The sequence below is a fragment of the Micromonospora sp. NPDC049679 genome, from assembly GCF_040659735.1.
GTDB lineage: Bacteria > Actinomycetota > Actinomycetes > Mycobacteriales > Micromonosporaceae > Micromonospora_I.
On record NZ_JBFANZ010000021.1, the window covers coordinates 66,751 to 93,046 of the forward strand.

General features: G+C 72.8%; 23 protein-coding genes. 14 read left to right on the plus strand and 9 right to left on the minus strand.

Going from position 1 to position 26,296, the window contains the following annotated elements:
- Nucleotides 1–24: 24 nt before the first annotated feature.
- Both AB0J06_RS15925 and AB0J06_RS15930 read right to left on the minus strand, forming a co-directional pair.
- Nucleotides 25–843: a 5'/3'-nucleotidase SurE gene (locus tag AB0J06_RS15925; protein ID WP_357428994.1), complete on the minus strand. Its 819-nt coding sequence runs from the start codon at nucleotides 841–843 to the stop codon at nucleotides 25–27.
- Nucleotides 840–1,778: a PfkB family carbohydrate kinase gene (locus AB0J06_RS15930; protein WP_357428996.1), complete on the minus strand. Its 939-nt coding sequence runs from the start codon at nucleotides 1,776–1,778 to the stop codon at nucleotides 840–842. The genes AB0J06_RS15925 and AB0J06_RS15930 overlap by 4 nt, the downstream gene beginning before the upstream one ends.
- 206 nt (nucleotides 1,779–1,984) lie before the next feature.
- On the opposite strand from AB0J06_RS15930, the gene AB0J06_RS15935 reads away from it, so the two are divergent.
- On the plus strand, nucleotides 1,985–3,034 hold the full coding sequence (locus AB0J06_RS15935; protein ID WP_357428998.1) for a zinc-dependent alcohol dehydrogenase family protein: 1,050 nt from the start codon (nucleotides 1,985–1,987) through the stop codon (nucleotides 3,032–3,034).
- 27 nt (nucleotides 3,035–3,061) lie between these two features.
- Here the strand turns inward: AB0J06_RS15935 and AB0J06_RS15940 are convergent, their stop codons facing one another.
- Nucleotides 3,062–3,451: a DUF2267 domain-containing protein gene (locus AB0J06_RS15940; RefSeq protein WP_357429000.1), complete on the minus strand. Its 390-nt coding sequence runs from the start codon at nucleotides 3,449–3,451 to the stop codon at nucleotides 3,062–3,064.
- 158 nt (nucleotides 3,452–3,609) lie between these two features.
- On the opposite strand from AB0J06_RS15940, the gene AB0J06_RS15945 reads away from it, so the two are divergent.
- The gene (locus tag AB0J06_RS15945) at nucleotides 3,610–4,326 is read left to right on the plus strand and encodes a BON domain-containing protein (protein ID WP_357429082.1); all 717 of its coding nucleotides are present in this window, start codon (nucleotides 3,610–3,612) and stop codon (nucleotides 4,324–4,326) included.
- A gap of 65 nt (nucleotides 4,327–4,391) precedes the next feature.
- On the opposite strand, the gene AB0J06_RS15950 is transcribed toward AB0J06_RS15945, so the two are convergent.
- Entirely contained in the window at nucleotides 4,392–5,453 is a 1,062-nt protein-coding gene (locus AB0J06_RS15950) for a hypothetical protein (protein ID WP_357429002.1), read from the minus strand.
- Nucleotides 5,437–6,015 (minus strand): sigma-70 family RNA polymerase sigma factor, encoded by a 579-nt coding sequence (locus AB0J06_RS15955; protein ID WP_357429004.1) that lies wholly within the window; start codon nucleotides 6,013–6,015, stop codon nucleotides 5,437–5,439. The genes AB0J06_RS15950 and AB0J06_RS15955 overlap by 17 nt, the downstream gene beginning before the upstream one ends.
- Nucleotides 6,016–6,322: 307 nt before the next feature.
- On the opposite strand from AB0J06_RS15955, the gene AB0J06_RS15960 reads away from it, so the two are divergent.
- From AB0J06_RS15960 to AB0J06_RS15980, 5 genes are all read left to right on the plus strand, one after another.
- Nucleotides 6,323–6,871 carry a hypothetical protein gene (locus AB0J06_RS15960; protein WP_357429006.1) on the plus strand — a complete coding sequence of 183 codons (549 nt, stop codon included), beginning with the start codon at nucleotides 6,323–6,325 and terminating at the stop codon, nucleotides 6,869–6,871.
- A 207-nt stretch (nucleotides 6,872–7,078) separates the two neighbouring features.
- Complete coding sequence (locus AB0J06_RS15965) at nucleotides 7,079–7,846, plus strand: ABC transporter ATP-binding protein (RefSeq protein ID WP_357429008.1); 768 nt, start codon at nucleotides 7,079–7,081, stop codon at nucleotides 7,844–7,846.
- A 1-nt stretch (nucleotide 7,847) separates the two neighbouring features.
- Entirely contained in the window at nucleotides 7,848–10,376 is a 2,529-nt protein-coding gene (locus AB0J06_RS15970; RefSeq protein WP_357429010.1) for an FtsX-like permease family protein, read from the plus strand.
- Nucleotides 10,377–10,953: 577 nt separating this feature from the next.
- The gene (locus AB0J06_RS15975) at nucleotides 10,954–11,313 is read left to right on the plus strand and encodes a zinc ribbon domain-containing protein (RefSeq protein ID WP_357429012.1); all 360 of its coding nucleotides are present in this window, start codon (nucleotides 10,954–10,956) and stop codon (nucleotides 11,311–11,313) included.
- A gap of 65 nt (nucleotides 11,314–11,378) precedes the next feature.
- Nucleotides 11,379–12,149, plus strand: a complete 771-nt coding sequence (locus AB0J06_RS15980) for a PrsW family glutamic-type intramembrane protease (RefSeq protein WP_357429014.1) — start codon at nucleotides 11,379–11,381, stop codon at nucleotides 12,147–12,149.
- Nucleotides 12,150–12,167: 18 nt separating this feature from the next.
- Here the strand turns inward: AB0J06_RS15980 and AB0J06_RS15985 are convergent, their stop codons facing one another.
- From AB0J06_RS15985 to AB0J06_RS15995, 3 genes are all read right to left on the minus strand, one after another.
- Entirely contained in the window at nucleotides 12,168–13,103 is a 936-nt protein-coding gene (locus AB0J06_RS15985; protein WP_357429016.1) for a hypothetical protein, read from the minus strand.
- Between the two features lie 44 nt (nucleotides 13,104–13,147).
- Complete coding sequence (locus AB0J06_RS15990; RefSeq protein WP_357429018.1) at nucleotides 13,148–13,675, minus strand: SIS domain-containing protein; 528 nt, start codon at nucleotides 13,673–13,675, stop codon at nucleotides 13,148–13,150.
- Between the two features lie 175 nt (nucleotides 13,676–13,850).
- Nucleotides 13,851–14,465 (minus strand): SIS domain-containing protein, encoded by a 615-nt coding sequence (locus tag AB0J06_RS15995; RefSeq protein ID WP_357429020.1) that lies wholly within the window; start codon nucleotides 14,463–14,465, stop codon nucleotides 13,851–13,853.
- A 258-nt stretch (nucleotides 14,466–14,723) separates the two neighbouring features.
- Here AB0J06_RS15995 and AB0J06_RS16000 point away from each other — a divergent pair, with 258 nt between their 5' ends.
- From AB0J06_RS16000 to AB0J06_RS16015, 4 genes are all read left to right on the plus strand, one after another.
- Entirely contained in the window at nucleotides 14,724–15,866 is a 1,143-nt protein-coding gene (locus AB0J06_RS16000; RefSeq protein ID WP_357429022.1) for a pyridoxal phosphate-dependent aminotransferase, read from the plus strand.
- 287 nt (nucleotides 15,867–16,153) lie between these two features.
- A complete protein-coding gene (locus tag AB0J06_RS16005; protein WP_357429024.1) occupies nucleotides 16,154–20,527 on the plus strand; it encodes an HAD-IC family P-type ATPase in 4,374 nt (1,457 codons plus the stop codon).
- 58 nt (nucleotides 20,528–20,585) lie between these two features.
- Entirely contained in the window at nucleotides 20,586–21,236 is a 651-nt protein-coding gene (locus tag AB0J06_RS16010) for a DUF1345 domain-containing protein (RefSeq protein WP_357429026.1), read from the plus strand.
- Between the two features lie 72 nt (nucleotides 21,237–21,308).
- Nucleotides 21,309–23,147, plus strand: coding sequence for a glycoside hydrolase family 15 protein (locus tag AB0J06_RS16015; protein ID WP_357429028.1), 1,839 nt, complete (start codon nucleotides 21,309–21,311; stop codon nucleotides 23,145–23,147).
- A 25-nt stretch (nucleotides 23,148–23,172) separates the two neighbouring features.
- Here the strand turns inward: AB0J06_RS16015 and AB0J06_RS16020 are convergent, their stop codons facing one another.
- Nucleotides 23,173–23,370 carry a hypothetical protein gene (locus tag AB0J06_RS16020; protein ID WP_357429030.1) on the minus strand — a complete coding sequence of 66 codons (198 nt, stop codon included), beginning with the start codon at nucleotides 23,368–23,370 and terminating at the stop codon, nucleotides 23,173–23,175.
- A 226-nt stretch (nucleotides 23,371–23,596) separates the two neighbouring features.
- Between AB0J06_RS16020 and AB0J06_RS16025 the strand changes: the two genes are divergently transcribed.
- The 3 genes from AB0J06_RS16025 to AB0J06_RS16035 all read left to right on the plus strand — a co-directional run bounded on the left by AB0J06_RS16025 (nucleotide 23,597) and on the right by AB0J06_RS16035 (nucleotide 26,268).
- Entirely contained in the window at nucleotides 23,597–24,328 is a 732-nt protein-coding gene (locus AB0J06_RS16025; protein WP_357429032.1) for a histidine phosphatase family protein, read from the plus strand.
- Complete coding sequence (locus AB0J06_RS16030) at nucleotides 24,312–25,181, plus strand: NAD(P)H-hydrate dehydratase (protein WP_357429034.1); 870 nt, start codon at nucleotides 24,312–24,314, stop codon at nucleotides 25,179–25,181. The genes AB0J06_RS16025 and AB0J06_RS16030 overlap by 17 nt, the downstream gene beginning before the upstream one ends.
- A 580-nt stretch (nucleotides 25,182–25,761) precedes the next feature.
- Entirely contained in the window at nucleotides 25,762–26,268 is a 507-nt protein-coding gene (locus AB0J06_RS16035) for a DUF1990 domain-containing protein (protein WP_357429036.1), read from the plus strand.
- The last annotated feature ends 28 nt before the right edge of the window (nucleotides 26,269–26,296 follow it).

Here is a 26,296-nt window from a genome sequence, read left to right on the forward strand (position 1 = left end):
CCTGACGACCCGCCGCACAACCGGTCAGAGCTGCAGCGACACGTGCTCGGCCTCGACCACGGACCGCAGCGGCGTCACCGACGCGTAGCCGTCGGCCAGGAACGCCAGATCGGTGCCGGGGTCGAGGCGCGCGCCGTTCTCCTCGATGGAGGTGCGCAGATACCCCTCCCCCATTTCGGCGATGGACATCTCCACCTGGCCGAAGGACGCCAGCGCCGCGCGACGCAGCCCCTGCACCTTCTCCGGCGGCAGGTCTGGCACGTTGAGGTTGAGCACGGTGCGTTCGGGAGCGGCGGTCAACGCCGGCAGCAGTTGACGGGCCAGCCCGGCGGCGGTCGCCCAGTGCCGTACGTCGTCGTCGGTGCTGTCCAGCGCGGCGATCGCGGCCACCGCCCCGCCGAGGTTCGCCGCGGCCGGCGAGATCACGTCGAGCGAGACCGCCATCGCGCGGTAGCCGCGGCCCGCGGCGGTCAGGGCGGCGCCGACCGTGCCCGAGTGCACCACGGCATGACCGGCGTTGGCGCCGCGGTTGATGCCGGAGAGCACCAGCTCCGGCGCGGGACCGAACGCGCCGAGGCTGGCCAGGACCACGATGTAGCCGGGCGACGCCGCCACCCCGTAGGCCGGGACGTCGGGGAGACCGCGCAGCTGTTGTCGTTCGACGATCACCCTGCCCTCTTCGGTGACCGCGGTCATCGCCGCGCTCATCCCGCTCGCCTCGCTGGCCGGCGCGGCGACGACCACGTCCAGCCCGTGCTCGACGGCGGCCTGCGCCAGCCACCGCACCCCGGGCGCGGCGATCCCGTCGTCGTTCGTGACCAACACGCGTGAAGATCTGCTCATGCGCTCTTTGTTGCCGACCCCAGCGGGTTCAACCTCACCCGTTTGATGAGTTCGCGGATCGCCTGCGCCCGCCCCGTGCCGAGGCCGTGCCGCGTGACGTTGAGGGCGCCGGCCGCCGCGCCGGTGCAGATCGCCTCGTGCAGGTCGCCGCCGCGGGCGAGCACGGCCGAGACGCCGGCCGTCATCGAATCGCCCGCGCCACGCGGGTCGGCCGCCTGGAGCCGCGGCATCCGCACCTCGAAGACCTCACCATCGAGCAGGGCGAGCGCCGGGTCCCCGGCACGACTGATCATGACGGTCTCGCCGCCCTCGTCGTGCAGCCGGTGCAACGCCCCGACCAGCTCGTCGATGCTGTCGTCCGACGCACGCCCGTCCCGGATCAGCTCCTCGTGGCTCACCTTCAGGAAGCAGACGCCACCCGCGAGCACGGCGGCGAGATGGTCGCCGGAGAGGTCGGCGACGACGCGGTTGCCGTTGCTGGTGAGGTCGGTGGCGAGGCGGCGGTAGACCTCGGGAGGCACGACGGAGGGGTGCGGCGGGCCGCTCAGGATGCTGACCGAGGCCCGGAAGCCCTCGGCCAGCGCCAGGCCGTAGAGCTCGTCGAGCTCGTGCCGGCTCAGCTGCGCGCCGGGCACGTCGGCGATCTCCTGCCGTTTGCCGTCCCGGCGGTCGTGGATGTACCAGCCACTGCTCGCCTGGCGGCCGACCAGCCGCAGCTGCATCCCCTCGGCGGCGATCAGCTGTTCGAGCACGGTGCCCGTCTCGCCGCCGAGCGCGGCGCAGATCGTGGCCGGCACGCCGAGACAGGTGATCATCCGGGCCTGCCAGATGCCCTGGCCACCGGGGTGCAGGTGAATGTCGGGGGTGTCGTCCTGCTGTTCGATGGTGAGCGTGAGCTGCGGGACGGGGGCGAAAACCATGACGTGTTCGCTCATTCGTCACATCGTTGCAGGTTGACTCACCGGGTGAGGAGTTCTTCGGGTGATGACCGCCGATATTTGACATGAACAATCGGCTACCCACCGCCGGCGACCCGCCCGTCCACCGCGCGAGGGTCGGTCACCCGCCCCAGGTCGATGAAGGCCACGGGTCCGGCGGGGCGCCTGCTCCGGCCCGTCCACCGCATGTGAGGATGCGGCGCATGCGTGCCGTGATCTTCGACGAGTTCGGTGCCCGCCCCCAGCTCCGCGAGGTCCCGGACCCGGTACCGCCCGCCGGGGGCGCGGTCATCCGCGTCGAGGCGACCGGGCTGTGCCGCAGCGACTGGCACGGCTGGCAGGGACACGACCCCGACATCCGCCCACCCCACGTCCCCGGCCACGAGTTCGCCGGCGTCGTCACGGCGGTCGGCGCGGGCGTACGCGGATGGCGTGCCGGTGACCGGGTCACCGCGCCCTTCGTCTGCGCGTGCGGGCAGTGCCCGGCCTGCCTCGTCGGCGACCAGCAGGTCTGCGAGCGGCAGACCCAGCCAGGTTTCACCCACTGGGGCTCGTTCGCCGAGTACGTGGCGGTGCGCAACGCCGACGTCAACCTGGTCCGCCTCCCCGACGAGCTGGACCACCCGGCCGCGGCGGCGCTGGGTTGCCGCTTCGCCACCGCGTTCCGGGCCGTCGTCGCGCAGGGCCGGGTCGCCGCCGGCGAATGGGTGGCGGTGCACGGCTGCGGTGGCGTGGGGCTCTCCGCCGTGATGATCGCGGCAGCGTCCGGCGCGCAGGTGGTAGCCGTCGACATCGCCCCCGGCGCGCTCGAGCTGGCCCGGCGTTGCGGGGCCACGGTCTGCGTGGACGGCCGGACCCTCAGCGCCCCCGGCGCGGTGGCCGCAGCCGTACGGGAGGCGACCGGCGGGGGCGCGCACCTGTCGCTCGACGCGTTGGGCAGTCACGCCACCTGCACCGCCTCCATTGAGAGCCTGCGGCGGCGCGGACGGCACGTGCAGGTGGGACTCCTCCCCGCCGCCCAGGGCCGCCCGACCCTGCCGATGGAGCTGGTGATCGCGTACGAGCTGGAGCTGCGCGGCAGTCACGGCATGCCCGCGCACGCCTATCCGGAGCTGCTCCGGCTGGTCACCGCTGGCGTGCTGCGCCCCGCCGAGCTGGTCACCCGCACCATCGACCTCGCCGAGGTGCCCGACGCGTTGACCGCGATGGATCGGCCCGCTCCGGGCGGAATGTGCCTCATCCGCCCCCGCTGAGCGGGCGCACGGGCGACGCGGCGGCCGTCAGCCGCTGAGCACGGGGCGGCCGAAGAGCGCGGCGTACCCGGACGGCAGCTGGGTGAGCACGTCGTTGAGTTCGCCGCCGGTGACCGCCTCCGCGACGGTGGAGAGCACGGCGCTGGCGTCCCACTCGGCGGTCTTCCGGGTCGCGCCGGTCCGCTCCGCCACCACGGCGAGGAACTCCTGGATGCTCAACGGATCCGCGGGACCGGCCTGATCGACCAGGATCACGGCCGCCTGCACCGGTAGTTGGGACGCGAGATCCTCGGCCTCGCCGGGGTCGAGTCGCCGGCCGAGCACCGCCAGGACGGTCTGGGCGATCCGTTCGGCCTCCTGCCGGTCCCGGTACTCGCCCCGGTCGCGCACCTCCGCCAGAAACTGGTCGTACCTCATCGCGTACCTCCATCCACCGGGTCGGGCCCGCGGTGCGCGGGCCGCCGCCTCGTGCAAGCCGATCAGGGACCGGGTACCCGCGGAAACGGGAGGAATGCGTGGCCGGGCCGCGGCGGCGGCACACGTTTCCCCCGCCGCGCAGCGGGTACGGCAGGCCGGTGCACTCCACGGAGACCCCCTCCCCGGCGCGACAGCGGCGCTACGACACCTGGCTCGCCGCGGCCGCGGCCGATCTGCTCGCGCACGACGGGCGGCTGCGGGGCCTCGCGGTGCAGGTCCGCTTCGACGGGGGTGTGGCGCACCTGACCGGCGACGTCGACGACGGCGACGAGCTACGGCGCGTACGGGAGGCGATCGGGCGACTCGCCGGGGTGCACGCGGTGTGGGACCGGGTCCGGGTCGACGGCCGAGCGCCGGTGATCATTGATATCGGCTGCGGGGACACGCTCCAGTATCCGGGCAACATCGGTTTCGATCAGCGGGCCGGGGCGTCGGTCGCCGCGGTCGCCGATCTGGCCGACGGGCTGCCCGTCGCGGACGGCGCGGTCGATCAGATCTTCGCCGTGCACGTGCTGGAACACCTGACCGACTATCTGCGGATCGTCGACGAGTGCCACCGGGCGCTGCGCCCGGCGGGTGTGCTGCACGTGCTGTCGCCGTGGTGGCGGCACGTCAACGCGGTGGCCGATCCGACGCATGTCCGTTTCTTCGACGTACAGACGGTGAAGGGCATCTGCGCGCGGCCGGCGGCGGCGCGGCGGTGGCATCCCCAACATGCCTCGTGCGACGGGGCGACCGTCTTCGCGGATCTCGTCGCGCTCGGGCCGAGCGATCCGGGGTCGGACGCCGAGCATCTGGCCCGGTTCTTCGATTGACCGCCCTGCCCGCCGGGGAGCCGGGGTGGCCCCGCGGGATCACGGGGCCGCCGCGCTGAGATGGATCACCGGGTCGCCCCGCCAAGATGGTCGGTGCGGCCGTGGGCCAGGTACAGGACGTACGACATCACCACCGGTTCGCGCACCGGGCTCAGCCGTGCGGCCAGTCGGGTGAGGCGTTCATAGCTGAGCAGCGCACCCGTGTCGGGGTCGAAGACGGCCAGATCCGTGGTGGCGCCGGCGTCGCTCTCGATGCTCACCGCGATGCCGGGTCGGCCGGCTCGGTCCGTCACGGCGCCCCGGTAGAGCAGGCCGTCGGTGTCGGCGAGGACGCGCAGGGCCGCGGCGCGCCGGGTCCGGTCGAGGAAATGGTATCCGTACATGTCCGCCACCGCTCGGAGGGGGGCCTGCGGGCCGTTGTCGAAGGGCTGCTGGCCGGAGAGTTGGCCGGCGAGGACGGCAGGATCGCCGGAGGGGCCGTCGACGGCGATCGCCAGACCTCCGGGCGGGTGGTCCCGTACCTCCGTGGTCCCCAGGCCCGCGGGGAGGTCGCCGACCCAGTCGGCCTGTGGGGCGGCGGCCTGCTGGCCCGGGAGCGTGGTGACGATCTCCCGCCCGGACCGGTCCGGCGCCCACCACAGCCGCTCGTCGCGCGCGACCACGCGGTCACCGGCGGCGTCCGGCGGCGTGGTCGCGCTCGACCAGGTCTGCCTCCGCACGTACGTATAGCGGCCCGTGACCGCCGTTTCGCCGCCGGCGAGCGTGCGGTGGACGAGGGCGAGCAGCTCGGGCCGGGCGGGGACGGCCCGCGCCGGGTCGGGCACCGCGACCGGCGCCGGGGCGGCGGGCTGCGCAGGGGTGGCCGGCGGGGGTTGGCGTCGCACCGCCGGCAGGAGAGAACCGGCGAGGAGGAGCAGCGCGATCACCGCGCCGGCCATCAGGGGGATCACACCCCGCCGACGCAGCCGGGCGGTACGCCGCTGCTGTTCCTCGGCGAGGGCGCGCAGTTGCGGCGCGGAGAGGCGGGGCGGCGGAACGGGGACCCCGTACACCGGGTTGCTGGCCCGGAACAGCGCCCGCAGCCGCTGCTCGCCCACTTCGTCGTGGCTGTCAGAGTCCGTACGCATCGTCCACTCCCGTGCCCCCGATCGGTTCGCCCGCGACGCCCGCGTGCCTCGCGTCGCCTCGCCCATGCACCCGCTTCATCGCCCGGCGCAGCCGCTCACGCGCCCGTTCGAGCCGCTTGCGCGCCGCCTCCGGCGTGCACCGGAGGGTGGCGGCGATATCCGTCGCGGTCAGGTCGCAGTCGTAGCGCAGGGTGAGGATCTGCTGGTCGGCGCGGGCGAGCGTGGCCAGCGCGACGCGCAGATCCTGTGCCTCCGCCCAGCTCGCCAGCCCGCCTTCATCGACGGTCGTCTCGGCGCCGAGCAGCATGAGCGTGGAGCGCTGCCGGCGTCGCTTGCGCCAGTAGTTGGCGAGCAGTTTGTTGGTCACGTCGTATAACCAGGGCAGCGGGTCGTCCGGCACGTGGTCGCGGCGTCTCCAGGCGGTCAGGAAGACCGCCTGGACGACGTCCTCGGTGTCCGCCCCGAAGCCCCCCAACCGACCGCCGACCCGGCGCATCATGTCGTCGCGGTAGCGGCGCACGACCCCGTCGTGCCACGCCTCGTCCCGGACACCGCCGGCCACAGCCCGCCCATACCGCATAACACTCTCAACTCTTCCGCGATCGGGAGTCGCCTCCGCTCCCCTATGTCCCGCGCCCCCGCCGCCGTGACATCTCGTTTCGGTCACGGGTCGCGGGCGGAATGAAACGTGACACGTGACATTCATTCACGTATTGCTCGGCGTCCATGTGGCTCCGCCGCCGAGCGGCACCCTACGCTCACATCGAGGTGTACGAATGGTGGCCTCGCGGTCACCATGAGTGCACGGAACCGCCTCGACGTCGCCCCACCACCGTCCCGTGCCCGCCTCGGCGAATCCGGAGAGACCGATGCCGCGTTCCCCCGTCCCACGCAGCGCCGCCACCATCGCCACCGTCGTCATCGCCACCATCGTCATCGCTACCGCCCTCATGACGATCGGCTCGACCGCACCGGCCGGCGCGGCGGACCGGGAACCCGGGTCACCTCGCACGCGGGCCTACCTCGCCACGCACCCCGGAGGCGCGGCGATCAACGACAACCAGGTCAGCTACGGCGACGGGGCGCTGATCGTCACCCTGGCGCGCCCGGCCGGCACGCGCGCCGCCGCCGACTGCCCCAGCGGATGGTTCTGCTTCTACGACCGGGTCAACTTCGGATATCCACGCGGCCAGCTCAACAGTTGCGGCTGGCAGGACCTCGCCTGGTGGTCGTGGCACGACCTCACCGAGTCGGTCCACTACAACATCTCGACCGGCTCGGTCACGTTCCTCAACCACGCCACCGGTACCAGCCACGGCAACGACCAGCCGCTCTTCTCGGCGAGCAGCGGCAACCGCACGCTCGACGACGTCGCGCCCAACCGCAACCGCGCGGACCACGTCTACCGCTACTGCTGACCACGGGAAAGCCGCTTCGGAAATCATCTCGACGCCGGGAAGATCTGGCCGATCGTCTGGAAATTGATCATGTCGGCGCGCGCTTCCTTGACGGTGAACAGCGTTCACCATAGCGTTCGCACGCTCGCTGAACGCCCGTCGCACTGCAAGCCAGCCAATCGGGCGCGGGGCACAGAGGATTTCCCGAAGAAAGAGACAGTCATCACTATGACCAGCAGTAATCTGGCCGCCCAGCCCAGCGCGACGGCGCGCGCCACCGCCGCCGGCGTCGAGCGGGCGCGCAAGGCGTACGGGAGCGACGCGGCCTCCGTCGTCGCCCTCGACGACGTCACCGTCGACTTCGCCGCCGGCGAATTCACCGCCATCATGGGCCCCTCCGGGTCCGGCAAGTCCACCCTGCTGCACTGCCTCGCCGGCCTGGACACCCTGACGTCCGGTCGGGCGTACATCGGCGACACCGACCTCGCGTCCCTCTCGGACAACCAGCTCACGTTGCTGCGCCGCGACCGGCTCGGCTTCGTCTTCCAGGCCTTCAACCTGCTGCCCACGCTGACCGCCGAGGAGAACATCACCCTCCCTTCCGACCTGGCCGGACGGCGGGTGGACCGGGAATGGTTCGACCGGATCGTCGACACGCTGCGCCTGAACGACCGGCTGCGGCACCGCCCCTCGCAGCTCTCCGGCGGCCAGCAGCAGCGCGTCGCGGTCGCGCGGGCGCTCGCCTCGAAGCCCGACGTGGTCTTCGGCGACGAGCCCACCGGCGCGCTCGACTCGCGTACGAGCGCCGAGCTGCTCGGCTTCTTCCGCTCGGCGGTCGACGACCTCGGCCAGACCGTGGTGATGGTGACCCACGACCCGATCGCCGCGTCCTACGCCGACCGGGTCATCTTCCTCGCCGACGGCCGGATCGTCGACGAGATGACCGGGCCGACCCGCGACCGTGTCCTGGAGACGATGAAGCGGCTGGGAGACTGACGTGCTCAAGCTTTCGCTGCGCAGCCTCCTCGCCCACAAGCTGCGACTGCTGCTCACCGTCGCGGCCGTCACCCTCGGCGTCGCCTTCGTGTCGGGCACCTTCGTGCTCTCGGACACGATGAGCAGGGCCTTCGACCAGCTCTACGCCGGCCTCGCCAAGGGGACCGACGTCAACGTCCGGGCCACCTCGGCCTACAGCGACATCAGCACCCAGGGGCAGACGCGCCCGCTCGACGAGAAGCTGGTCGAGAGCGTGCGGCAGGTCCCCGGCGTCGCGTCCGCCGAAGGCTCGCTGACCGGCTACGCGCTCATCCTCGACAAGCAGGGCAAGCCGGTCCAGCCCGGCGGCGCGCCGACGCTGGGCTCCGGCATACACGCCGACGTCAGCCTGTCCGGCAACTTCACCTTCCGGCAGGGCGGTGCGCCGACCCGGCCGGATGAGGTCACCATCGACGCGGCCAGCGCCAAGAAGGTCGGCTACCGGGTCGGCGACCGCGTAAAGATCGTCTTCCAGGACGGCACCCAGGAGTTCACGCTGGTCGGCATCGTCGGCTTCGGCGAGACCGACAGCATGGCCGGCGCGACCCTCGCGTCGTTCGAGAAGCGCACCGCGCAGAAGCTGCTCGGCAAGGTCGGCAAGGTCGACCAGATCGACGTACGGGCAACGGCGGGAGTGAGCGCGGAGCAACTGCGCGACCGGATCGCCAAGGTCCTGCCGGGGGGCGTCGAGGCGATCACCTCGCAGGAGGCGGCCGACCAGGGGTCGAAGGCAGTCCGCGACGGGCTCGGCATCTTCACCACCGTGCTGCTCGTCTTCGCCGCGGTCTCCCTGCTGGTCGGCTCCTTCGTCATCTGGAACACCTTCAACGTGCTGGTCGCCCAGCGTCGCCGGGAGGTCGCGCTGCTGCGCGCGGTCGGCGCGGTCCGCCGGCAGGTTCTCGGCGGCATCGTGATCGAGGCGTTCGTGGTCGGCCTCGTCTCCGCCGCGATCGGCATCGGCGCCGGCGTGGGACTCGCCGTCGGCATCCGCGCCCTGCTCAAGGCGATCGGCATCGAGGTGCCCACCACCACGGCGGTGGTCGCTCCCCGTACGGTCATCGCGGCCCTCCTGGTCGGCGTGGTCGTCACGGTCGGGGCAGCGGTGGTCCCGTCCTGGAAGGCGACCCGGGTCGCGCCGATCGAGGCGCTGCGCCAGGCCAGTCCCGTGACCGGTCGGATCGGACGGCCCCGGCAGATCGCGGGCATCGTTCTGCTCCTGGCCGGCGCGGCCGGGCTGATCGTCGCCGCCGTGACGAAGAACCAGCCGGCGCTGACCGGGCTCAGCACCCTCGTCGCCTTCGCCGGCCTCGTCACGGCCGGTCCGCTGCTGGCCCGCGGGGTCGCGCAACTCGCGGACCGGGGCCGACCCGGTGGCGGATGGCGGATCGCCGCGCGCAACATCGGTCGCGCCCCGAAGCGGGCGGCGGCGACGGCGCTCGCCCTGACCATCGGGCTCGCGGTCGTCTGCGCCGTCTCGGTCACCGCCGCCTCCACCAAGACGTCGGTCGCGGACTCCGTCAACGGCGGCAACCGCTCCGACCTGATTCTGAAGCCGACGGGCCAGGGCGGTGGCATCAGCCCGGCGGCAGCCGAGATCCTCCGGTCCCGGCAGGATCTCGCGGCCGTGATCGAGCTGCGGTTCAGCGCCGCCCGGGTGAACGACCAGAACGGATTCGTCGCCGGTCTGGACACCGCCGGCCTGCCGAGCGTCGCCGATCTCGACATCCGCTCCGGCGCGCTCGCCGACTTCCGGGACGGCACGCTGCTGCTCTCGACCAAGCAGGCCGCAGCGCTGGACAAGAAGGTGGGTGACACGGTCACGGTGACCTTCCCCGAGACCGGGGCGACGACGGTCCGGGTCGCCGCGACCTTCGAACGGGAATCCATCATCGGCACCGGGTACGTGGTGACCCTCGCCGACTACGCCCGCCACGTCACCTCCCGGCTGGACCAGGCCATCCTGGTGAAGGCGGCGCCCGGCGCCGACCCCGCCGCCGTCAAGACCTCGGTCACGGCGGCGCTGAGCGCGTACCCGAACGTCAAGACGAGCGACCCGGCGGAGCTGACCAAGGACGCTCAGGCCTCGGTGGACCAACTGCTGGGCATGGTGACCGCGCTCCTGCTGCTCGCGGTGATCGTGGCCGTCCTCGGCATCGTCAACACGCTGGTCCTCTCGGTCGTCGAGCGCACCCGCGAGCTGGGGCTGATGCGCGCGGTCGGCGCGACCCGCCGGCAGGTGCGCACCATGGTCCGTCGTGAGTCGGTGCTCATGTCCCTGCTCGGGGCCGCGGCCGGGGTCGTGCTCGGCACCGGTGCCGGGGTGGCTCTCGCGCGTTCGCTGACCAGCGAGGGGATCACGGCGGTGAGTGTCCCGGTCGGCACCCTCGTGAGCTATCTCGTGGTGGCCGCGCTGGTCGGCGTCCTGGCCGCGATCGGTCCGGCGCGGCGCGCCAGCCGGGTCGACGTGCTCGGGGCGATCAGCGTCGAGTAACGAGGCGTCCGGCGAAAAGGGCCCGCCCCGGAACTCTCCGGGGCGGGCCCGACCACGTCCGCCACGGCCGGCACCGCGAGCGCGGCCGCCCACGGCCACTGTTCCAGCTTCCGTTCGCCTGCGGCGCCCTTCAGCCGTGGTCGACTCCGCGCCGCTGACCGCCGCCGACGCCCGCCAGGGCACCGTCTACCTGCTCCACGCCAGCGGAACCGGGAACGACCGCGTGACGACGGTCAACGCGACCTCGATCGGCACTCCATCCGCCGGCGCCGCCTATCTGCAGTCGGCTCGGCCGGTGGCGCGACCGGTGGCGCGACCGGTAGCCGGCCCGGGCGTTGGAAACAGCAGTGACGACAGACCACCGATTCCTGGGCGACCGGCTGCATGCCGGCCGCCCCGCACCGGTTCCGCGTTCTCCGGCCGTGCGATCGGGCGAATTCACGGTCCGCCTGACCCGCGTCGCCACAGGGACTAGGTATGAGACACGGGTCTTCGCTGGGCGGCAAGCCCGCTCCACGAAGCCCTCGACATCCCTTCCGCACGCGGGGCGGCCCGCGAACAGAAACGAGGCGCGCCCATGGGTGTGGTGACGAGGCCCGGGCACAGGACTGAACCCGACCACTACTTCCTGCGCGGGCTGCTGCACTGCCGGCCCTGCGGCGAGCTGATGATCCCCACCTGCACCTCGACCGGCGGCCGCTACTACGGCTGTCCGCACCGCCACTGCCCCCGCATCCTGGTGCCCGCTGCGGAGATCGAGGAGCGGGTCTGGGGTGAATTCGTGCGGAGCGGCACGGACGCGAGCGCCGGCGTGCCGAGCGGGGAACGCCACCAACTGCTCGTCGCGGCGCTCGCCCGGGTGACCGTCGGCCAGGCCATCGACGACCTCGCCTATGACTGGCACCCCGATTCCGGCCGGACGCCCCCGGCTCCGTAGCGCACCGGATGAGACTGCGCCGATCGCCGACGACGGCCGGGGCGGGAACGGAAGAATCCGGAGTTATGGCGACGGTCGTGCGGCGGTGGACATGGCTTGCTGTGCTGGTGGTCGGGCTACTTCTGTACTTCCTGGTGCTGTCCACACTGGTCGCGACACAGAACCCCAACCTCGTACCCATCATGATCCTGCTCGGCGCCACGGTCATCCCGGCCGCGTTCGTGACCTTCACGGCCGGCCGGACGCCGACCTGGCAGGTGTCGGCGCCGACCCTCGCGGGGTTCGCGCTCTTCGGTGGGATCCTCGGCGCGGTCATGGCCGGCCTGCTCGAATACAACACGCTGCGCGATCTGCGCTGGTTTCCGGCGCTGCTGGTCGCGATCATCGAGGAAGGGGCGAAGCTGGCGATCCCGGCGGCGGTGCTGTTCACCCGGTGGCTCGGGCGGCCGGGACGGATGGGCGACGGTCTGGTGATCGGGACGGCCACCGGAGCCGGATTCGCCGCGCTGGAAACGATGGGGTACGCGTTCGTGGTGCTGCTGAGGTCCAAGGGCGACATCGGCGCCGTCGAGGTGACCCTGTTCCTTCGTGGGCTGCTCGCGTCCGCCGGACACCTGGCCTGGACCGGGGTCGCCTGCGCCGCGCTGTGGCGGGTCTACCTGCACGGCGGGCGGAGCCGGCTGGTCGGGTTCATCGCGACCTTCATCGGCGTCGTCGCGTTGCACACGCTCTGGGACGCCTTCCCCGGCCTGCTCACCTTCGTGGTGCTGGCGCTGGTCTCGGTGGGGTGGCTGCTGTGGGAGATGCACCGCAGCCGAACGCCGGAGGAAGCGTGAGCGGGATGGCGGGCCACCTCACCCGGCGGGGCGCTCCGCACCGGGTCCGGTCGCGTCCGTCAGCGCCGTCCGGCCCAGCGTGAGGATCCCGTCGACCCCGGTCGGGGCGAAGAACGGAGCCGCGCGCCGCGGCGCGACCGTCGGATAGTCGTCGAGCATGATCGGGGTGGAGAGCATCGCGTCCGCGCACCGCGGTTCGCCCACGAGCACGGGCCAGGTCCGCACGTTCACGCAATCGCGCGCCGCCGCCACCGCCCAGGCCGGCGGGTCCACCATGGACAAGAACCGACCGGCGGTCACCACGATCAGCGCATGCGCGCCGATCAACGACTGACGCAGCACCTCGTCACGGGACGCGTCGTAGTCGCGCCACGCCACGTCGTTGTGCACCTCGACGCGCAGCCGCAGCCCGCCGTGCGGACCGTCCAGGCCGTGCGCGCCCACCTCGAGCACGCCGCAGAGCGGCCAGCGACGGCGCACGATCCGGGCCGCGGGAGCCTGCGCGGAGAGGACCTCTATCTCCTCGCCACCCGGTACGGCGAACGGGATGCGCCGGACCCCGTCGAGCAGTCCGGCGACCGGCAGTTCCGCGTCGACCTCGCGTTCGACCGCCTCCTGCCAGCTGACGAAGTCCGCGCCGGCCACCCGCGCCGACGGCACCGGGCGGTACCGCTGGTCGGCCCCGGCCAGTTCGACCGTCCGGGACTGCACCTGCAGGAACCGCAGCCGTACGCGCAGCGCCGCGCCCGTCTCCGGAGCCAGCAGGCATTCGGTCTGCGCGCTGTCGTGTTCCCCGCTCTGCGGCTGTGCACCGGGCGGCACGAGCACCCCGAGCTCCCGACGCACCGGGGTCTTCCCGGCGTGGGCGCGGTACGGATGCAGCCGGTAGCCCTCGTAGAGCAGCGCGTCGGCGACCGCCGCGGCTTGCCGGAGAACAGTGCTGACCCGATCCACGCCCACTCCTCTCCCCGGCTCGGTGGCGCTCGGCGACGCGGCGATCAGCGCCGCGCCCGCTCGCCCATCGTCAACTCCCACAGCGCGTGGTAGATCGTCGTCTGGGCCTCCTGCACCCGGTGCAGCGACGGAGAAGGCACGACGAAGAGGTAGTCGACGGTGTCCAGTTCCGCCATCCGGCCACCGTCGTGGCCGGCGATGCCGACGGTCAACATCCCGCGCCGGTCCGCCGCTTCGAAGGCCCGCACGAGATTCGCCGGCGTGCCGCCGGTGGAGAGCCCGATCGCGATGTCGCGGGCGCGGCCGAAGACGGCGATCTGGCGGGAGAAGACCGCCTCGTACCCGACGTCGTTGCCGACTCCGGTGACGACGGCGACGTCGTTGGCGAGCGCGATCGCCGGCAACGCACGGGGCCGGCCGGAAGGACCGCCCCCGCCGGGAACTGCCGGACCGCCGACCCCGCCGTCGGCGCAGACGAAGAGCCGGACCAGTTCCTGCGCGTCCGTCGAGCTGCCGCCGTTGCCGAAGGCCAGCAGCCGGCCGCGAACGAGGCGGCCATCGAGCGGGCGCACGCGGCGAGCCGATCGGCGTCACGGTCGAGGACGGCCCGGCGCAGGGCCGTCGTCTCCTCGATTGTCTCCACCGTAGAGCGGCAGACGCTCTCCAGGATCGCGTCGAGATCACCGTGCTGCGCGGTCAGGAACGGGTAGAGCGAGGCCGCGAGCGCGCTCTCCCTGCCCACGTCGGTCACGACAGCACTCCGGACCCGGGCACGCTGGGCCGCTCCAGGAACACGTGCACCAGCTCCCACAGGATGTGATACGTCGTGACCTGCACTTCCTTGACCACCTGCGGATCATGCGAGCGCACGATCAACAGGTGATCGACGCTCGCCAGACCGGCGAGCGCCCCACCGTCGCCGCCCGCCAAGGCGACGGTGAGCAGACCGGCCGCGCGCGCCGCGCACAGCCCACGCAGGACACTGTCGCCGTTGCCGTCGGTCGAGATGCCCAGCGCGATGTCATCGGCGGCGCCCAGGACCGGGATCTGCCGGGCGAAGATCTCCGAGAGTCCCTCGCGGTCGGCGATCGCGGTCAGGGTCGCCACGTCGGCGGTGAGCGAGATCGCGGGAAGCGAGCGGGCGCCCACGACGGCAGGATGGACGAACTCGACGGCGACGAGGCGGGCGTCGCTGCTCGCTCCGGTGCCGAAGACGATGAGCTTTCCCCCGCGCTGGAACCGCAGCGCCATCGCATGGCAGGCGCGCGCGATGGCCAGTGCGTCGCCGGCCAGCGCCGCGACCGGCGCCACCCGCCGGTCGAAGATCTCGGCGACCGTGAGCTCGTCCGCAGACCGCCCCATCGCGGTTCACTTCCTCGCAGAGAGTATGGACAGATGGCCGCTGCCGACGCGCACCTGCCGGTGAGGTTCGCGATGCAGGCGTTGGTCAGGGCCGCGTCCCGACTCTATGCCCGCGTTCGGCCACCACCGCGCCACTCACGCAAATCCGGCGCCGATCGGCCCGCCGCCACGGGACGCGCGCGGGTCGCACGACGGCGGATCGCACAGGACGGGATAGGTTGGCGCGGCCGTGTACTGCCTGGTGAAGGAGGTCGGCGGGTGCCCAGCATCTCCCGGTTGCCGGAGTTCCGGCTCGAGGTCTACTTCTCGCGGTGGGAGTTCGCCGCCCGACACCACCTCACCGCCTCCGACGCGCAGACCATGACGGTGCGCGAGCTGCTCGGGCTCGGCGGCGAGGAGGCACGCGACGCCTTCGACGACCTGCCGCTCGGCTACGTCGAGACGTGGGGCGGGCCCGGTCTGCGTGACGCGGTCGCCGACACCTACGACAACTGCGACGCCGGGGACGTGCTCGCCTTCGCGGGCGCGCAGGAGGCCATCTTCTGGGCGATGCAGGTGCTCGCCGGGGCGGGCGACCATGTCATCGTCACGGTGCCCAACTACCAGTCGATGGAGACGGTGCCCCGGGCGGCGGGCGCCGAGGTCACCGGGGTGCCGCTCGACGAGTCGGACGGCTGGCGCCTGGATCTGGACGCGGTGCGGGCCGCCTTCCGGCCGAACACGACCCTCGTCGCGGTCAACTTCCCCAACAACCCGACCGGCTACGTGCCGGACCAGGCAACCTGGCGCGGGTTGGTCGCGCTCTGCGAGGAACGCGGCGTACGGCTCCTCGCGGACGAGGTCTACCGGGGTCTCGAACTCGACCCCGCACGCCGGCTGCCGCAGGCCGCGGAGCTCTCCACGACCGCGTTGTCGATCAACGTGTTGTCGAAGTCGTACGGCCTGCCCGGGCTGCGGGTGGGCTGGATCGTCTGCCGCGACCGGGCGGTGCTGGCGCGGCTGGAGCGGCACAAGCACTACACCTCCATCTGCAACGCCGCGCCGGCCGAGCACCTCGCCGCGATCGCGCTGCGCGCCCGCGACCGCATCTGGGACCGCAACCGAGAGATCCTGCGGGGCAACCTCGCTCTCGCCGACAGCTTCTTCGCCGCCCGGGGCGAGCTGTTCGACTGGCGCCGCCCCGACGGCGGCTGCGTCGCCTTCCCCCGTTACCGCGGGCCGGACGGGGTGGAGTCCTTCTGCACGCGGCTGGTCGAGGAGGCCGGCGTGCTCCTTCTTCCGGCCAGCATCTACGCGTCGGAGCTGGGCCGGGTGCCCACCGACCGGTTCCGCATCGGCCTCGGGCGGCGGAGTCCGGAGCCCGCGTTCGAGGCCCTCGACCGGTTCCTGCGTCGGGCGTGAGCCGGGTCGACCGCCGTCCGCGCAAGCGCCGTGAAACCATCTCGCATCCCGACACGGGACGGATATGGTGGGACAGCGCGAAGCGTTCTCGCACCGACGGCGGCGACAGCGCGGAACTCCCGCTCACGACGCTAGCGATCGTGGGACGCGTTCCCCCGGTCAGCCAGATCTCACGATGGGCGTGCCCGTGACGGGCCACGCCGCGGCGTACCCGCAGGGCCCGACCACCTGGTTCTCTCCCCGCGACCGCCGCCCGAGCCCCCACGAGCGAGCAGGGACCGGCGAACATGGCAGCGGAGCACACGCGGACGACCCCGGCCGGTTCGACCGCCGGCTCCGGAACCCAACCCACGACCCGGTTGCGCGCGACCGGCTACCGGCACGCGTGGGCACGCGACGGCCACGCGCACATCGAGGTGCGGTGCCCACGCGGGGAGCTGAGCCCCGAGGAAGCCGCCCGCCTCGAGCATTCGATGGAAGCCATCGGCGGCGTGCACTGGGCGGCGTGGAACGGCGCGCTGCGGCGGATGGTGGTCCGCTTCGACCATGCCCTGGTCGACTTCGCCGACCTGGTCGACGTGGTCGAAAAGGCGGAACGGCAGGGCGTCCCGCTCGACGAGATCATGGAGAACCCGGACGTCGACGCCTCCGTGGGCCATGCCGTCTCCCTCGCCGGCGACCTGATCAGCGCCGGCATCGGACTCGTCGGGCGGGCGATGCGCCTGCCGCCGGTGCCGGGTGAACTCGCCGCCCTACCGGCGGCCTTCGAGATCCCGCGCCTGCGCCGACGGCTGCGTAGGGCGTTCGGCACGGTCCGCGCCGACCTCGGGCTGGCGCTGACGTCGTCCGCGATCGGCGCCGCCTCCCAGCGACCGTTGGCCAGCCTGACCGATGCGGCGTTGCGGGTCGTGCTGTTGAGGGAGACGGCCGCGTACCGCGATTCGTGGGCGCGACGTGCGCCGGAGCTGCACAGTGACCCGGAATCCACCCGGGCGCCCACGCCACCCGCACGGCAGCGACCGCGGCCGCTGCCGCCGGGGCCGATCGAGCAGTTCGCCGAGCGGATCAGCACCGTGACGCTGCTGGCCACCGGGGCGTTGCTGCCCCTGTCCGGCGGCCAGAAACAGGCGGCCCGGGCCGTGACGGTCGGCTCGCCGCGCGGCGCCCATCTGGGGCGGGAGGCGTACGCCGGCCAGCTCGGCCGGGTGCTGGCCCGGCGCGGCGTCGTGGTCCGTGACCCGGTGGCGCTGCGCCGGCTGGACCGGGTCGACACCGTCATCATCGACGCGTCGGTGCTGACCACCGGGCGGACCGTGATCACCCATGTCGTACCGGTGCGCGGCACGGCCGAGGAGGCGCGTGAACGCGCCGCCCGACTGCTCGGTGAACGACACCGCTCGACCCGCGGGTGGCGGCTGACGTCGCCGTCCCGCCTCGAACCGCCGGTCCCCACGGAGGTGATGGCGCAGCTGGACGGCAGCGGAACCGGGCGCGGCCATGTGCTCGCCCTCGCGGACGGAGCCACCCTGGTGGCGCTCCTGCGGGTCGAGGTCGAACTCGATCCGCTCGCCGTCGCGCTCGCCGCCGCCGCCCGCAAGGTGGGCCGCCTGCTCATCGCGGGACTGAGCTCGGAGGTGCGGCAACGGGTGCAGGCCGTCGGGGCGGTCGCCGGCGGCTCGCGCCTCGCCGAGTCGGTGCGTACCGCCCAGCGCGACGGACACGCCGTGCTGCTGATCGCGACCCGCAACGACATCGCGTTGGCGGCGGCCGACTGTGGGATCGGAATCCTGACCGCCAGCGAACACCGCCCCCCGTGGGGCGCGCACCTGCTGTGCGGGCCCGGGCTGGAGAGCGCGTGGCTGATCCTGGAGGCGGCCACGCTCGCCCGGCAGGTGAGCGGGCGCAGCGTCCGGCTGTCCCTGCTCGGCTCGGCCGCGGGCGCGCTGCTCGGGCTGATCGACACCCGACCCCGGGCGGCGGGGAACGCACTGCTGGCGGGGAGCGTCGCGTCGCTCGCCAACCTGGTGAACGGGGCCTGGACGGCGCAGAAGCTGGCCCGGCGCCCGCTGCCCGTACCGGAGGATGTCGTGCCGTGGCACGCCCTCTCCATCGACGACGTGCTGCAGATACTCGACACCTCGCCGACCGGTCTCTCCGACAAGGAGGCGACGCAGCGGCGCGGCGAGCAGGTCGACGAGAACGAAGGCGACAACCGGCGCGGACTGCTGGCGGCGGCGCTCGACGAGCTGGACACCCCGCTCACCGCCCCGCTGGCCGCCGGCGCCGGCGTGTCGGCGGCGAGCGGTTCGACCATCGACGCCGTCCTGGTGCTCTCCGTCATCCTGGCCAATGCGCTGCTCTCCGGGGCGCAGGAGGTGACCGCCGGCCGGGCCCTGCGCCGGCTGCTCACGGCCGGCGCTCTCCCGGTACGGCTGCTGCGCCCCGAGGGGGTCCGTGAGGTCGCGGCGGAGGAGCTCGTGCCGGGCGACCTGCTGACGCTGGAGCCGGGTGACGCGGTGCCCGCCGACTGCCGCCTGGTGGAGGCGGCCGGGCTGGAGATGGACGAGTCGAATCTGACCGGTGAATCCGTACCGGTGCCGAAGACCGCCAGCCCGACGCTGGCCGCGGCGGTCGCCGACCGGAACAGCATGGTGTACGCGGACACCACCGTGGTGGGCGGCACCGCGACGGCGGTCGTCGTCGCCACCGGGCGCTCCACCGAGGCGGGGCGCAGCGCGCACAGCGTGCTGGAGGAGTCGCCCTCCGGCGGTGTGCACGCGCGGTTGCAGAAGATGACGAGCGCGTCCATACCCGCGGCCGTGGCGGCGGCGGCCGGCGTGCTCGGCACCGGCCTGCTGCGCGGTCGGATCGGCGAGTCCATCAACTCATCGGTCGCGCTGGCCGTGGCCGCGATGCCCGAAGGGCTGCCGTTCATCGCGACCGCCGCCCAGTTGAGCGCGAGCAAGCGGCTCTCCCGGCACAACATCCTGGTGCGCGATCCGCGGTCGATGGAGGCGCTCGGCCGGGTCGACGTGGTCTGCTTCGACAAGACCGGGACCCTGACCCGGGGCGGCATCGCGCTGCACAGCGTCTCCGACGGCGAACGCGCCGAGCCGGCCGGCCAGCTGAACCCGCGGTACCGGCAGATCCTCGCGGCCGCGCTCCGCGCCACCCCGCTCCCCGACGGTGATCGGCTGCTGCCCCATCCGACGGACCGGGCTGTCGTGACCGGCGGCCGGGACGTCGGCGTCGACATCGGTGAGGGGACGTCCGGCTGGCGGCCGCTGCGGGAGCTGCCGTTCGAGCCCGGACGGGGTTTCCACGCGGTGCTCGGGCAGCTCCCCACGGATCGCCTGATCAGTGTGAAGGGCGCACCGGAAATCGTTCTGCCCCGCTGCGTCGCGTGGCGCCCCGGCGGCCGGTCGCGACCGCTGACCGAGGCGGACCGGGACGCGGTCCGGACCGAAGTCGACCGGCTGGCACGGCAGGGCCTGCGGGTGCTGGCGATCGCGGAACGGGCCGCGTCACCGCGTGACGACCTCGACGACGACGGGGTCGGACGACTGGAGCTGTCCGGCCTGCTCGGGCTCGCCGACCCACCCCGCGAGACCGCGCCCGAGGCGGTCCGCCGGCTGCGCCGCGCCGGCACCGCCGTGGTGATGTTGACCGGCGACCACCCCACCACCGCCGAGGCGATCGGCGCGCAACTGGATCTGCTGAACGAGGCTGGCGTGGTCACCGGCACGCAGCTCGACAACGCCGACGAGGCGGAGTTCGACGGCCTGGTGGCGCGGACCTCCGTCTTCGCCCGGGTCACTCCGGCCCACAAGGTCGCGGTGGTCCGGGCGCTACGCCGGCTGGGGCACGTCGTGGCGGTCGCCGGCGACGGCGCGAACGATGCCCCGGCGATCCGCCTCGCCGATGTCGGAATCGCCCTGGGCGACCAGGGCACGACCGCGGCGCGGCAGGCCGCCGACATGGTCGTCGCGGACGGCCGGATCGAGACGATCGCCGAGGCGGTCGTCGAGGGACGCGCGATGTGGGTCTCGGTCCGCGACGCGCTGGCGCTGCTCCTCGGCGGCAACCTCGGGGAGATCATGTTCACCCTCGGCACATCGCTGATCTGCGCGCGGCAGCCGCTCAACGCCCGGCAGATCCTCTTCGTCAACCTGCTGACGGACCTGCTCCCCGCCGTCACGGTCGCGGCCCGTCCGCCGCGCCACGTGACCCCGGAGGAACTCGCTCACGAGGGCCCGGACGCGTCGCTCGGCGGCCCGCTGACCCGCGACGTGGCGCAGCGGGCGGCCGCGACGGCACTGGTGACCACCGGCGCGTGGCTGGCCGCCCGGTTCACCGGCACCCGGGGGCGGGCCAGCAGCGTCGCCCTCGCCTCTCTGGTCGCCAGCCAGTTGGCGCAGACCGCGGTCGCGTCCCGGGGCGACCCCCTCGTGCTCGGCGCCACCGGCGTGTCGATGGCCGCGCTCGTCGGCGCCGTGCAGACCCCGATCGTCAGTTGGTTCTTCGGTTGCCGCCCACTCGGTCCGGTCGGGTGGGGCATCGTGCTCGCCGCGGCCGGAGCGGCGACGGCGGTGGCCGCGATCCCGCTCCCCGCCCGCATGCTCGGTCGCGCCCCGGAACCCGCGGCCCCGCCGACACCATGACCAGCCAAGTGGGGCCGCCCGTGTCGCGGCCGACCGCCCCACGAGGGGCGGGAGACTGATGCGGCGAGGTTCGCGCGGGGAGCCCGCGCCGCTCTGGGTCCAGCGGGTCACCATGGTCGCCGCGGGACTCCTCGCCGGTCTGCTCGTCGGCGTGCTGAAGTCACCGAGGCTGGCCCCGCTGATCGGGTGGGACGTCACCGCCGCCATGTATCTCGCCGGGGCATGGCTGACGATCGCGCGCCTGGATTCGGCCGCCACCGCGCGGCTCGCGGTGCGCCAGGATCCCAACCGGGCGCTGGCCGACGCGCTCCTGCTGATCGCCTGTCTCGCCAGCCTGCTCGCCGTCGGCGTCGTGGTCGGGTCCGCGGAGTCGGGCCCCGGCATCGACAAGACCCTGCACGTCGCCCTCGGCGTGGTCAGCGTGCTGCTCTCCTGGATGGTGGTGCACACCGTGTTCACCACCCGCTACGCCCGCCTCTACTACACCGGTCCCGACGGCGGCATCGACTTCCACCAGCGCAATCCGCCCTGTTACGCCGACTTCGCCTACGTCGCTTTCACCGTGGGGATCACGTTCCAGGTCTCCGACACGGACCTGAGCACGAGGGAGATGAGGGGCGCCGTCCTACGGCACTCGCTCGTGTCGTACATGTTCGGCGCGGTCATCATCGCCGGCACCATCAACCTCATCGCCGGGCTCGCCAAGTGAGCGGCGGGCGGTAGGCGGCCGGGCCCGGGCGAAACGGACCTGACGACGCCGGGCACGGGCTAGCGTCCGATGGTGGTCAGCACTCCGATCGAGGACTACGCCCTCCTCTCCGACCGGCGTTCTGCCGCCCTCGTGAGCCGGACCGGCTCGGTGGACTGGTTGTGCTTTCCGCGCTTCGACAGCCCGTCGCTGTTCGGCGCCCTGTTGGACGATGCCGCCGGATCCTGGTCCATCCGCCCTGTCGGCCAGGGCAGCGCCACCCGCCGGTATCTCGAGGCCACCATGGTGCTGGAGACGCGCTTCCTGACCCCGGACGGCGCCCTGACCGTCACCGATGCGCTCGCCACCGGCGGCGACGGCGACCCGCACGCACTCGGCGCGCACGCGCCGCACCTTCTCCTGCGCTCCGTGACCTGCGGCGAGGGCACCGTCGACGTGGAGCTTCTTTTCCGACCACGGCCGGAGTACGGCCTCGTCGTCCCGCTGCTGAGCCCGATCGCCGGCGGGATCAACGCTCGGGGCGGTCCCGCGAGCGCCACGCTGTCCAGCCCGGTCGAGTTGACGATCGAGGAGGGGACCGCGCGCGCCACGGTCCGGCTGCGCGCCGGCGAGACGCTCCGGTTCGCACTGCACTGGGCGGCGGTGGAGGGCAGCACGGCGCCCCGGGTGCACGCGGACGACCAGATCGGCGAGGAGCTGGATCGTACGGTGCGGGCGTGGCGCGCGTGGTCGGCGCTGCACCAGAACTATCAGGGTCCCTGGCGGGAGCAGGTGCAGCACTCCGGCCGGGTGCTGCAGGCACTGAGCTATCAGCCGACCGGCGCGATCGTCGCGGCGCCCACCACGTCGCTGCCGGAGACGGTGGGCGGCGAACGCAACTGGGACTACCGGTACACCTGGATCCGCGACGCCTCGTTCACGATGGACGCCCTCTGGGTCGCGGCATGCCCGGACGAGGCGTCGGAGTTCTTCGCGTTCATGACCACCGCCGCGGCGACCCCGCAGCCGGAGGCGCGGCTGCAGATCATGTACGGCATCGGCGGCGAGCACGAGCTCTCGGAGCGTTCCCTGCCGCACCTGTCGGGTTGGCGCGGCAGTCGGCCCGTCCGGGTCGGCAACGGGGCGTGGTCGCAGCAGCAGCTCGACGTCGCCGGGGAGTTGCTGGCGACCGCCGCGCTCTTCGCCGACCAGCTCGACGCCACCGATCCCACGTTGCGCGCGTTCCTGCCGAGCCTCGCCGACACGGTGGCCCGGGTGTGGCGGGAACCCGACCACGGCATCTGGGAGATCCGGGGCGAACCCCGGCACTTCCTCTACTCGAAGCTGATGTGCTGGGCCGCGCTGGACCGCGCGCTCGGGCTCGCGGATCGGCTCGGCTCCGCCGAGCGGGCCGGCGACTGGCGGGGCGTCCGCGACGAGATCCGCGCGGTGATTCTGCGTGAGGGCTGGAGTGAGCGGGCGCAGGCGTACACGCAGTCGTTCGGCTCGGACGCGCTGGACGCCTCGGCCCTGCTGCTGCCGGTCGTCGGCTTCCTCCCCGCCGACGACCCACGGATGCGGGCCACGATCGACGCCATCGTTCATCGGCTCACCGACGAGCGGGGCCTGGTCTACCGGTACCGACCGGACATCGGCGTGGACGGGCTGCCCGGCCAGGAGGGGACGTTCCTGCCCTGCACCTTTTGGCTCGCCCAGGTCCACGCGCTCGCCGGCGACCTCGACGCCGCGCGCGAGGTCTTCGCCCGCGCGGTCGGCCATGCCAACGACGTCGGCCTCCTCGCCGAGCAGGTGGATCCCGCCACCGGTGCGCTGCTCGGCAACTTCCCACAGGCCTTCAGCCACATCGGCCTGGTCAACGCCGCGTACGCGATCGATCAGGCCGAGGCGGCGGCTGACGGGAGGCGCAGCTGACGACGCGGGTTAGCGACCCGGCCCGTCACCGGCCGCGGCGGGGTCCCTTCATGGACCGCCCGGCGCGCCCCTGCATCGCGTCGGCGGACCACCGCAGCAGGTTGGTGGCGCGGGAGGGCCCGCGGCGCTGCTCCATCGCCCGGCTGAGCCGACGCGCACCGGCAGCCGCTATGGGGACCGCGATCGCGGCGATCGCCCACCGCTTGACCAGTCTGCCGAACATGATTCTCGCCCTTCGTCGCGTACCGGTAGTCGTCGCTTACCGGTTTTCCGTCGCGTACCAGTTCTTTCCGTCGCGTACCAGTGACGTTCCCCTACCCGGATACGGTGCGCTGTATGCGCGGCGCACGACCGACGGGCACGCGGGTGGAACCGACCACGGGCGGCATTGCGGGCAACACGACCGCAGAAGGGTTACCGGGAGCCGTGGCGGGGGTATCGGACGCCGCATGACGGAACTGGCGTGGCTCGGCATCGTCCGGCACGGCGAGAGCACCGGCAACGTCGCGGCGCTGCGCGCCGAGACGGGTGGGATGGAGCTGATCGACATCGCGGAGCGCGACGCGGACGTTCCGCTGTCGCGGACGGGACGCCAACAGGCCGAGGCGGTCGGGCGGTGGCTCGCGGCGCTGCCCCCCGACGAACGACCCGAAGTGGCCGTCGTCTCGCCGTACCTGCGAACCGTCCAGACCGCCGAGTCGGCGCTGCGCGCGCCGGGCATCCCGATGCTCCGCGACGAGCGGCTACGCGACCGGGAGTTGGGCGTGCTCGATCTACTCACCGCGCACGGGGTGCGGACACGGCTGCCGGCCGAGGCCGAGCGGCGGGATCGGCTGGGCAAGTTCTACTACCGGCCGCCGGGAGGCGAATCCTGGGCGGACGTCGCGCTGCGGCTGCGCAGCCTGCTGGGCGATCTGCGCCGCGATCACGAGGACGGTCGGGTGCTGCTGGTGGGGCACGAAGCGATCGTCTTCCTCCTCCGCTACCTGCTGGAGGGGCTCACCGAGGCCGAGCTGATGGCGTTCGCACACGACAACACCGTCGCCAACTGCTCCATCACGAGCTGGCTGCGCAGCGACGAGAAGCGGCTGTCGCTCCTCGAGTTCAACCAGGTGGAACATCTGCGCCGAGAAGGCGCCACCCCGACACAGGAGGAGGGCGTGGATGCCGAGCCCGTCTGAGCCCATCGTGATCACTCCCCGGCTGCTGCGGGATTGGCCGTTACCTGTACCGGAAGGCGGGAAGGACGCGCGCGGGACGGTCCTGGTCGTCGGTGGCTCCCGCTTCACCCCCGGCGCGGTGCTGCTCGCCGGGATCGCGGCGCTGCGCGCCGGCGCCGGCGTGTTGCAGCTCGCGGTCACCGAGTCGACCGCGACGGCGTTGAGCATGCAGGTTCCCGAGGCGATGGTGATCGGGCTCCCGGAGACCGCCGGCGGATCCGTCGCCGGCCGCCCGTCCGATCGCCTCGCGGAGCTCGTCGGGGACGCGCAGGTGGTCGCCGTCGGACCGGGGCTGGACAACGTCGAGGAGACCGGGAAGCTGCTGCGCTTCGTCCTCGACGCCGCCGGCCCGCGGACCGCGATGGTGCTCGACGCGTACGCCCTCGGCGCGCTCAGCCGCGAGCCCGATCTGCTCGCTGGCCGGCCCCAACCGGTCGTTCTCACGCCCAACCTGACCGAGGCGCACTACCTGCTCGGCCGGGAGCCCGGCGAGGACCTGTCCCGCGCCGCGGCGACTCTCGCCGAGCGATACCAGGCTGTCGTCTCGCTCTTCGGTCACATCGCGACAACGGACGGGCGGGGGTGGCGTGAGGAGAGCGGCGACGCGGGGCTGGGCACCTCGGGCAGCGGAGACGTACGCGCCGGCATCGTCGCGGGGCTGCTGTCCCGCGGCACCGATCCGGCACAGGCCGCCTGCTGGGGCGCGTACGCGCACGCCGTCAGCGGCCTCCGGTTGGCGCCGCGGTTCGGCCGGATCGGCTTCCTCGCCCGGGAGCTCCTCGACGAGGTGCCCTCGACGCTCGCCGCGATCTGAGTCCTGGTCGATCGCCGTGGACCCGGTGCCGTCCCGAGGCGTTCCCGTGCCGGTCGCGCAGGCTTCAGGACGTGCCGCCGAAGTCGACATCCTTGGCCTCGACCGTCCCGGCCGTCCGCCCCGGCGCGCGCTGGTAGGTCCAGTAGAGGCTCGTGCGCGATGACCTGGGCCGGCTGGCGGCGCCCTCATCCGATCATCCAGATCGTGGTCGGAAAAGCTCACCAGCCGCCGCGTCCCGCCGAATTGCGGCCGTGTCGGAGCGGATTTGATCGCCGTCGCCATGTCAGCGGGCCGGTGGCCTGACAGCAATCAGGCGACGGTTGCGGCAAGCCGCAACCGTCGCCCTCGTGCAGTGAAAGCAGCGAATAAAGTGTCCGAACCGGACGACCCCGCTTGTGGCGGATCCACCTGAACCAGATGGTTGATCGCTGCCCCCCTACTCTAGCCCAGGATACTCGCGCCGGTAACAGATTGTGGTCAATGCCACGGCCAGCGATTCGACCGAAGGCGCGACGATGACGCGCCGGAAGGCTTGTCAAATATGGAACTTCCACGGAGCACGACAAACATCGACGCACTCATGACGGCGCCTTTGACCTATCCGGAGCGTGGCGGCACACGCGGCTGTCTCCCCGCGGGTTACGCCCACGTGGACCGGAACGAACCGCTCGGCCGTGGCCGGCCGGCATTCGAACACGCGGCCCGCGCGCTCTCCGCGTGGACGATGCATCGCCGCGCCGGGCTGACCGTGACCGCCTCGGGTCCCACCGCCGACGTCGGCGTGGTCGCGGTGCTCACGCTGGGCTGGCGCCGGTTCGGCATCCTGGCACCGTGCCGGGTGGTGTACACCGTGGACGAGCCCGACCGTCGCGGCTTCGCCTACGGAACACTGCCCGGGCACCCGGAGTGTGGCGAGGAGGCCTTCATCGTCGAGCTGACGCCGGCCGGGGAGGTGCGCTTCAGCGTACGGGCCTTCTCCCGGCACGCGTCACTGCTGGCCCGCGCGGGTGGGCCGGTGAGCAGCGGCGTCCAGAGGCTCATCACCGACCGGTACGTGTCGGCCCTGCGCCGACTGGCGCGACCGTGACGGCCCCCACCGGCCCCGTCCGTGTTCG

Excerpts from the sequence above, each read along its gene's own strand:
- AB0J06_RS15925 (WP_357428994.1), bottom strand. The coding sequence starts at position 843 with ATGAGCAGATCTTCACGCGTGTTGGTCACGAACGACGACGGGATCGCC.
- AB0J06_RS15930 (WP_357428996.1), bottom strand. The coding sequence starts at position 1,778 with ATGAGCGAACACGTCATGGTTTTCGCCCCCGTCCCGCAGCTCACGCTC.
- AB0J06_RS15935 (WP_357428998.1), top strand. The coding sequence starts at position 1,985 with ATGCGTGCCGTGATCTTCGACGAGTTCGGTGCCCGCCCCCAGCTCCGC.
- AB0J06_RS15940 (WP_357429000.1), bottom strand. The coding sequence starts at position 3,451 with ATGAGGTACGACCAGTTTCTGGCGGAGGTGCGCGACCGGGGCGAGTAC.
- AB0J06_RS15950 (WP_357429002.1), bottom strand. The coding sequence starts at position 5,453 with ATGCGTACGGACTCTGACAGCCACGACGAAGTGGGCGAGCAGCGGCTG.
- AB0J06_RS15960 (WP_357429006.1), top strand. The coding sequence starts at position 6,323 with ATGCCGCGTTCCCCCGTCCCACGCAGCGCCGCCACCATCGCCACCGTC.
- AB0J06_RS15965 (WP_357429008.1), top strand. The coding sequence starts at position 7,079 with ATGACCAGCAGTAATCTGGCCGCCCAGCCCAGCGCGACGGCGCGCGCC.
- AB0J06_RS15975 (WP_357429012.1), top strand. The coding sequence starts at position 10,954 with ATGGGTGTGGTGACGAGGCCCGGGCACAGGACTGAACCCGACCACTAC.
- AB0J06_RS15980 (WP_357429014.1), top strand. The coding sequence starts at position 11,379 with ATGGCGACGGTCGTGCGGCGGTGGACATGGCTTGCTGTGCTGGTGGTC.
- AB0J06_RS15995 (WP_357429020.1), bottom strand. The coding sequence starts at position 14,465 with ATGGGGCGGTCTGCGGACGAGCTCACGGTCGCCGAGATCTTCGACCGG.
- AB0J06_RS16005 (WP_357429024.1), top strand. The coding sequence starts at position 16,154 with ATGGCAGCGGAGCACACGCGGACGACCCCGGCCGGTTCGACCGCCGGC.
- AB0J06_RS16010 (WP_357429026.1), top strand. The coding sequence starts at position 20,586 with ATGCGGCGAGGTTCGCGCGGGGAGCCCGCGCCGCTCTGGGTCCAGCGG.
- AB0J06_RS16020 (WP_357429030.1), bottom strand. The coding sequence starts at position 23,370 with ATGTTCGGCAGACTGGTCAAGCGGTGGGCGATCGCCGCGATCGCGGTC.
- AB0J06_RS16025 (WP_357429032.1), top strand. The coding sequence starts at position 23,597 with ATGACGGAACTGGCGTGGCTCGGCATCGTCCGGCACGGCGAGAGCACC.
- AB0J06_RS16030 (WP_357429034.1), top strand. The coding sequence starts at position 24,312 with ATGCCGAGCCCGTCTGAGCCCATCGTGATCACTCCCCGGCTGCTGCGG.
- AB0J06_RS16035 (WP_357429036.1), top strand. The coding sequence starts at position 25,762 with ATGACGGCGCCTTTGACCTATCCGGAGCGTGGCGGCACACGCGGCTGT.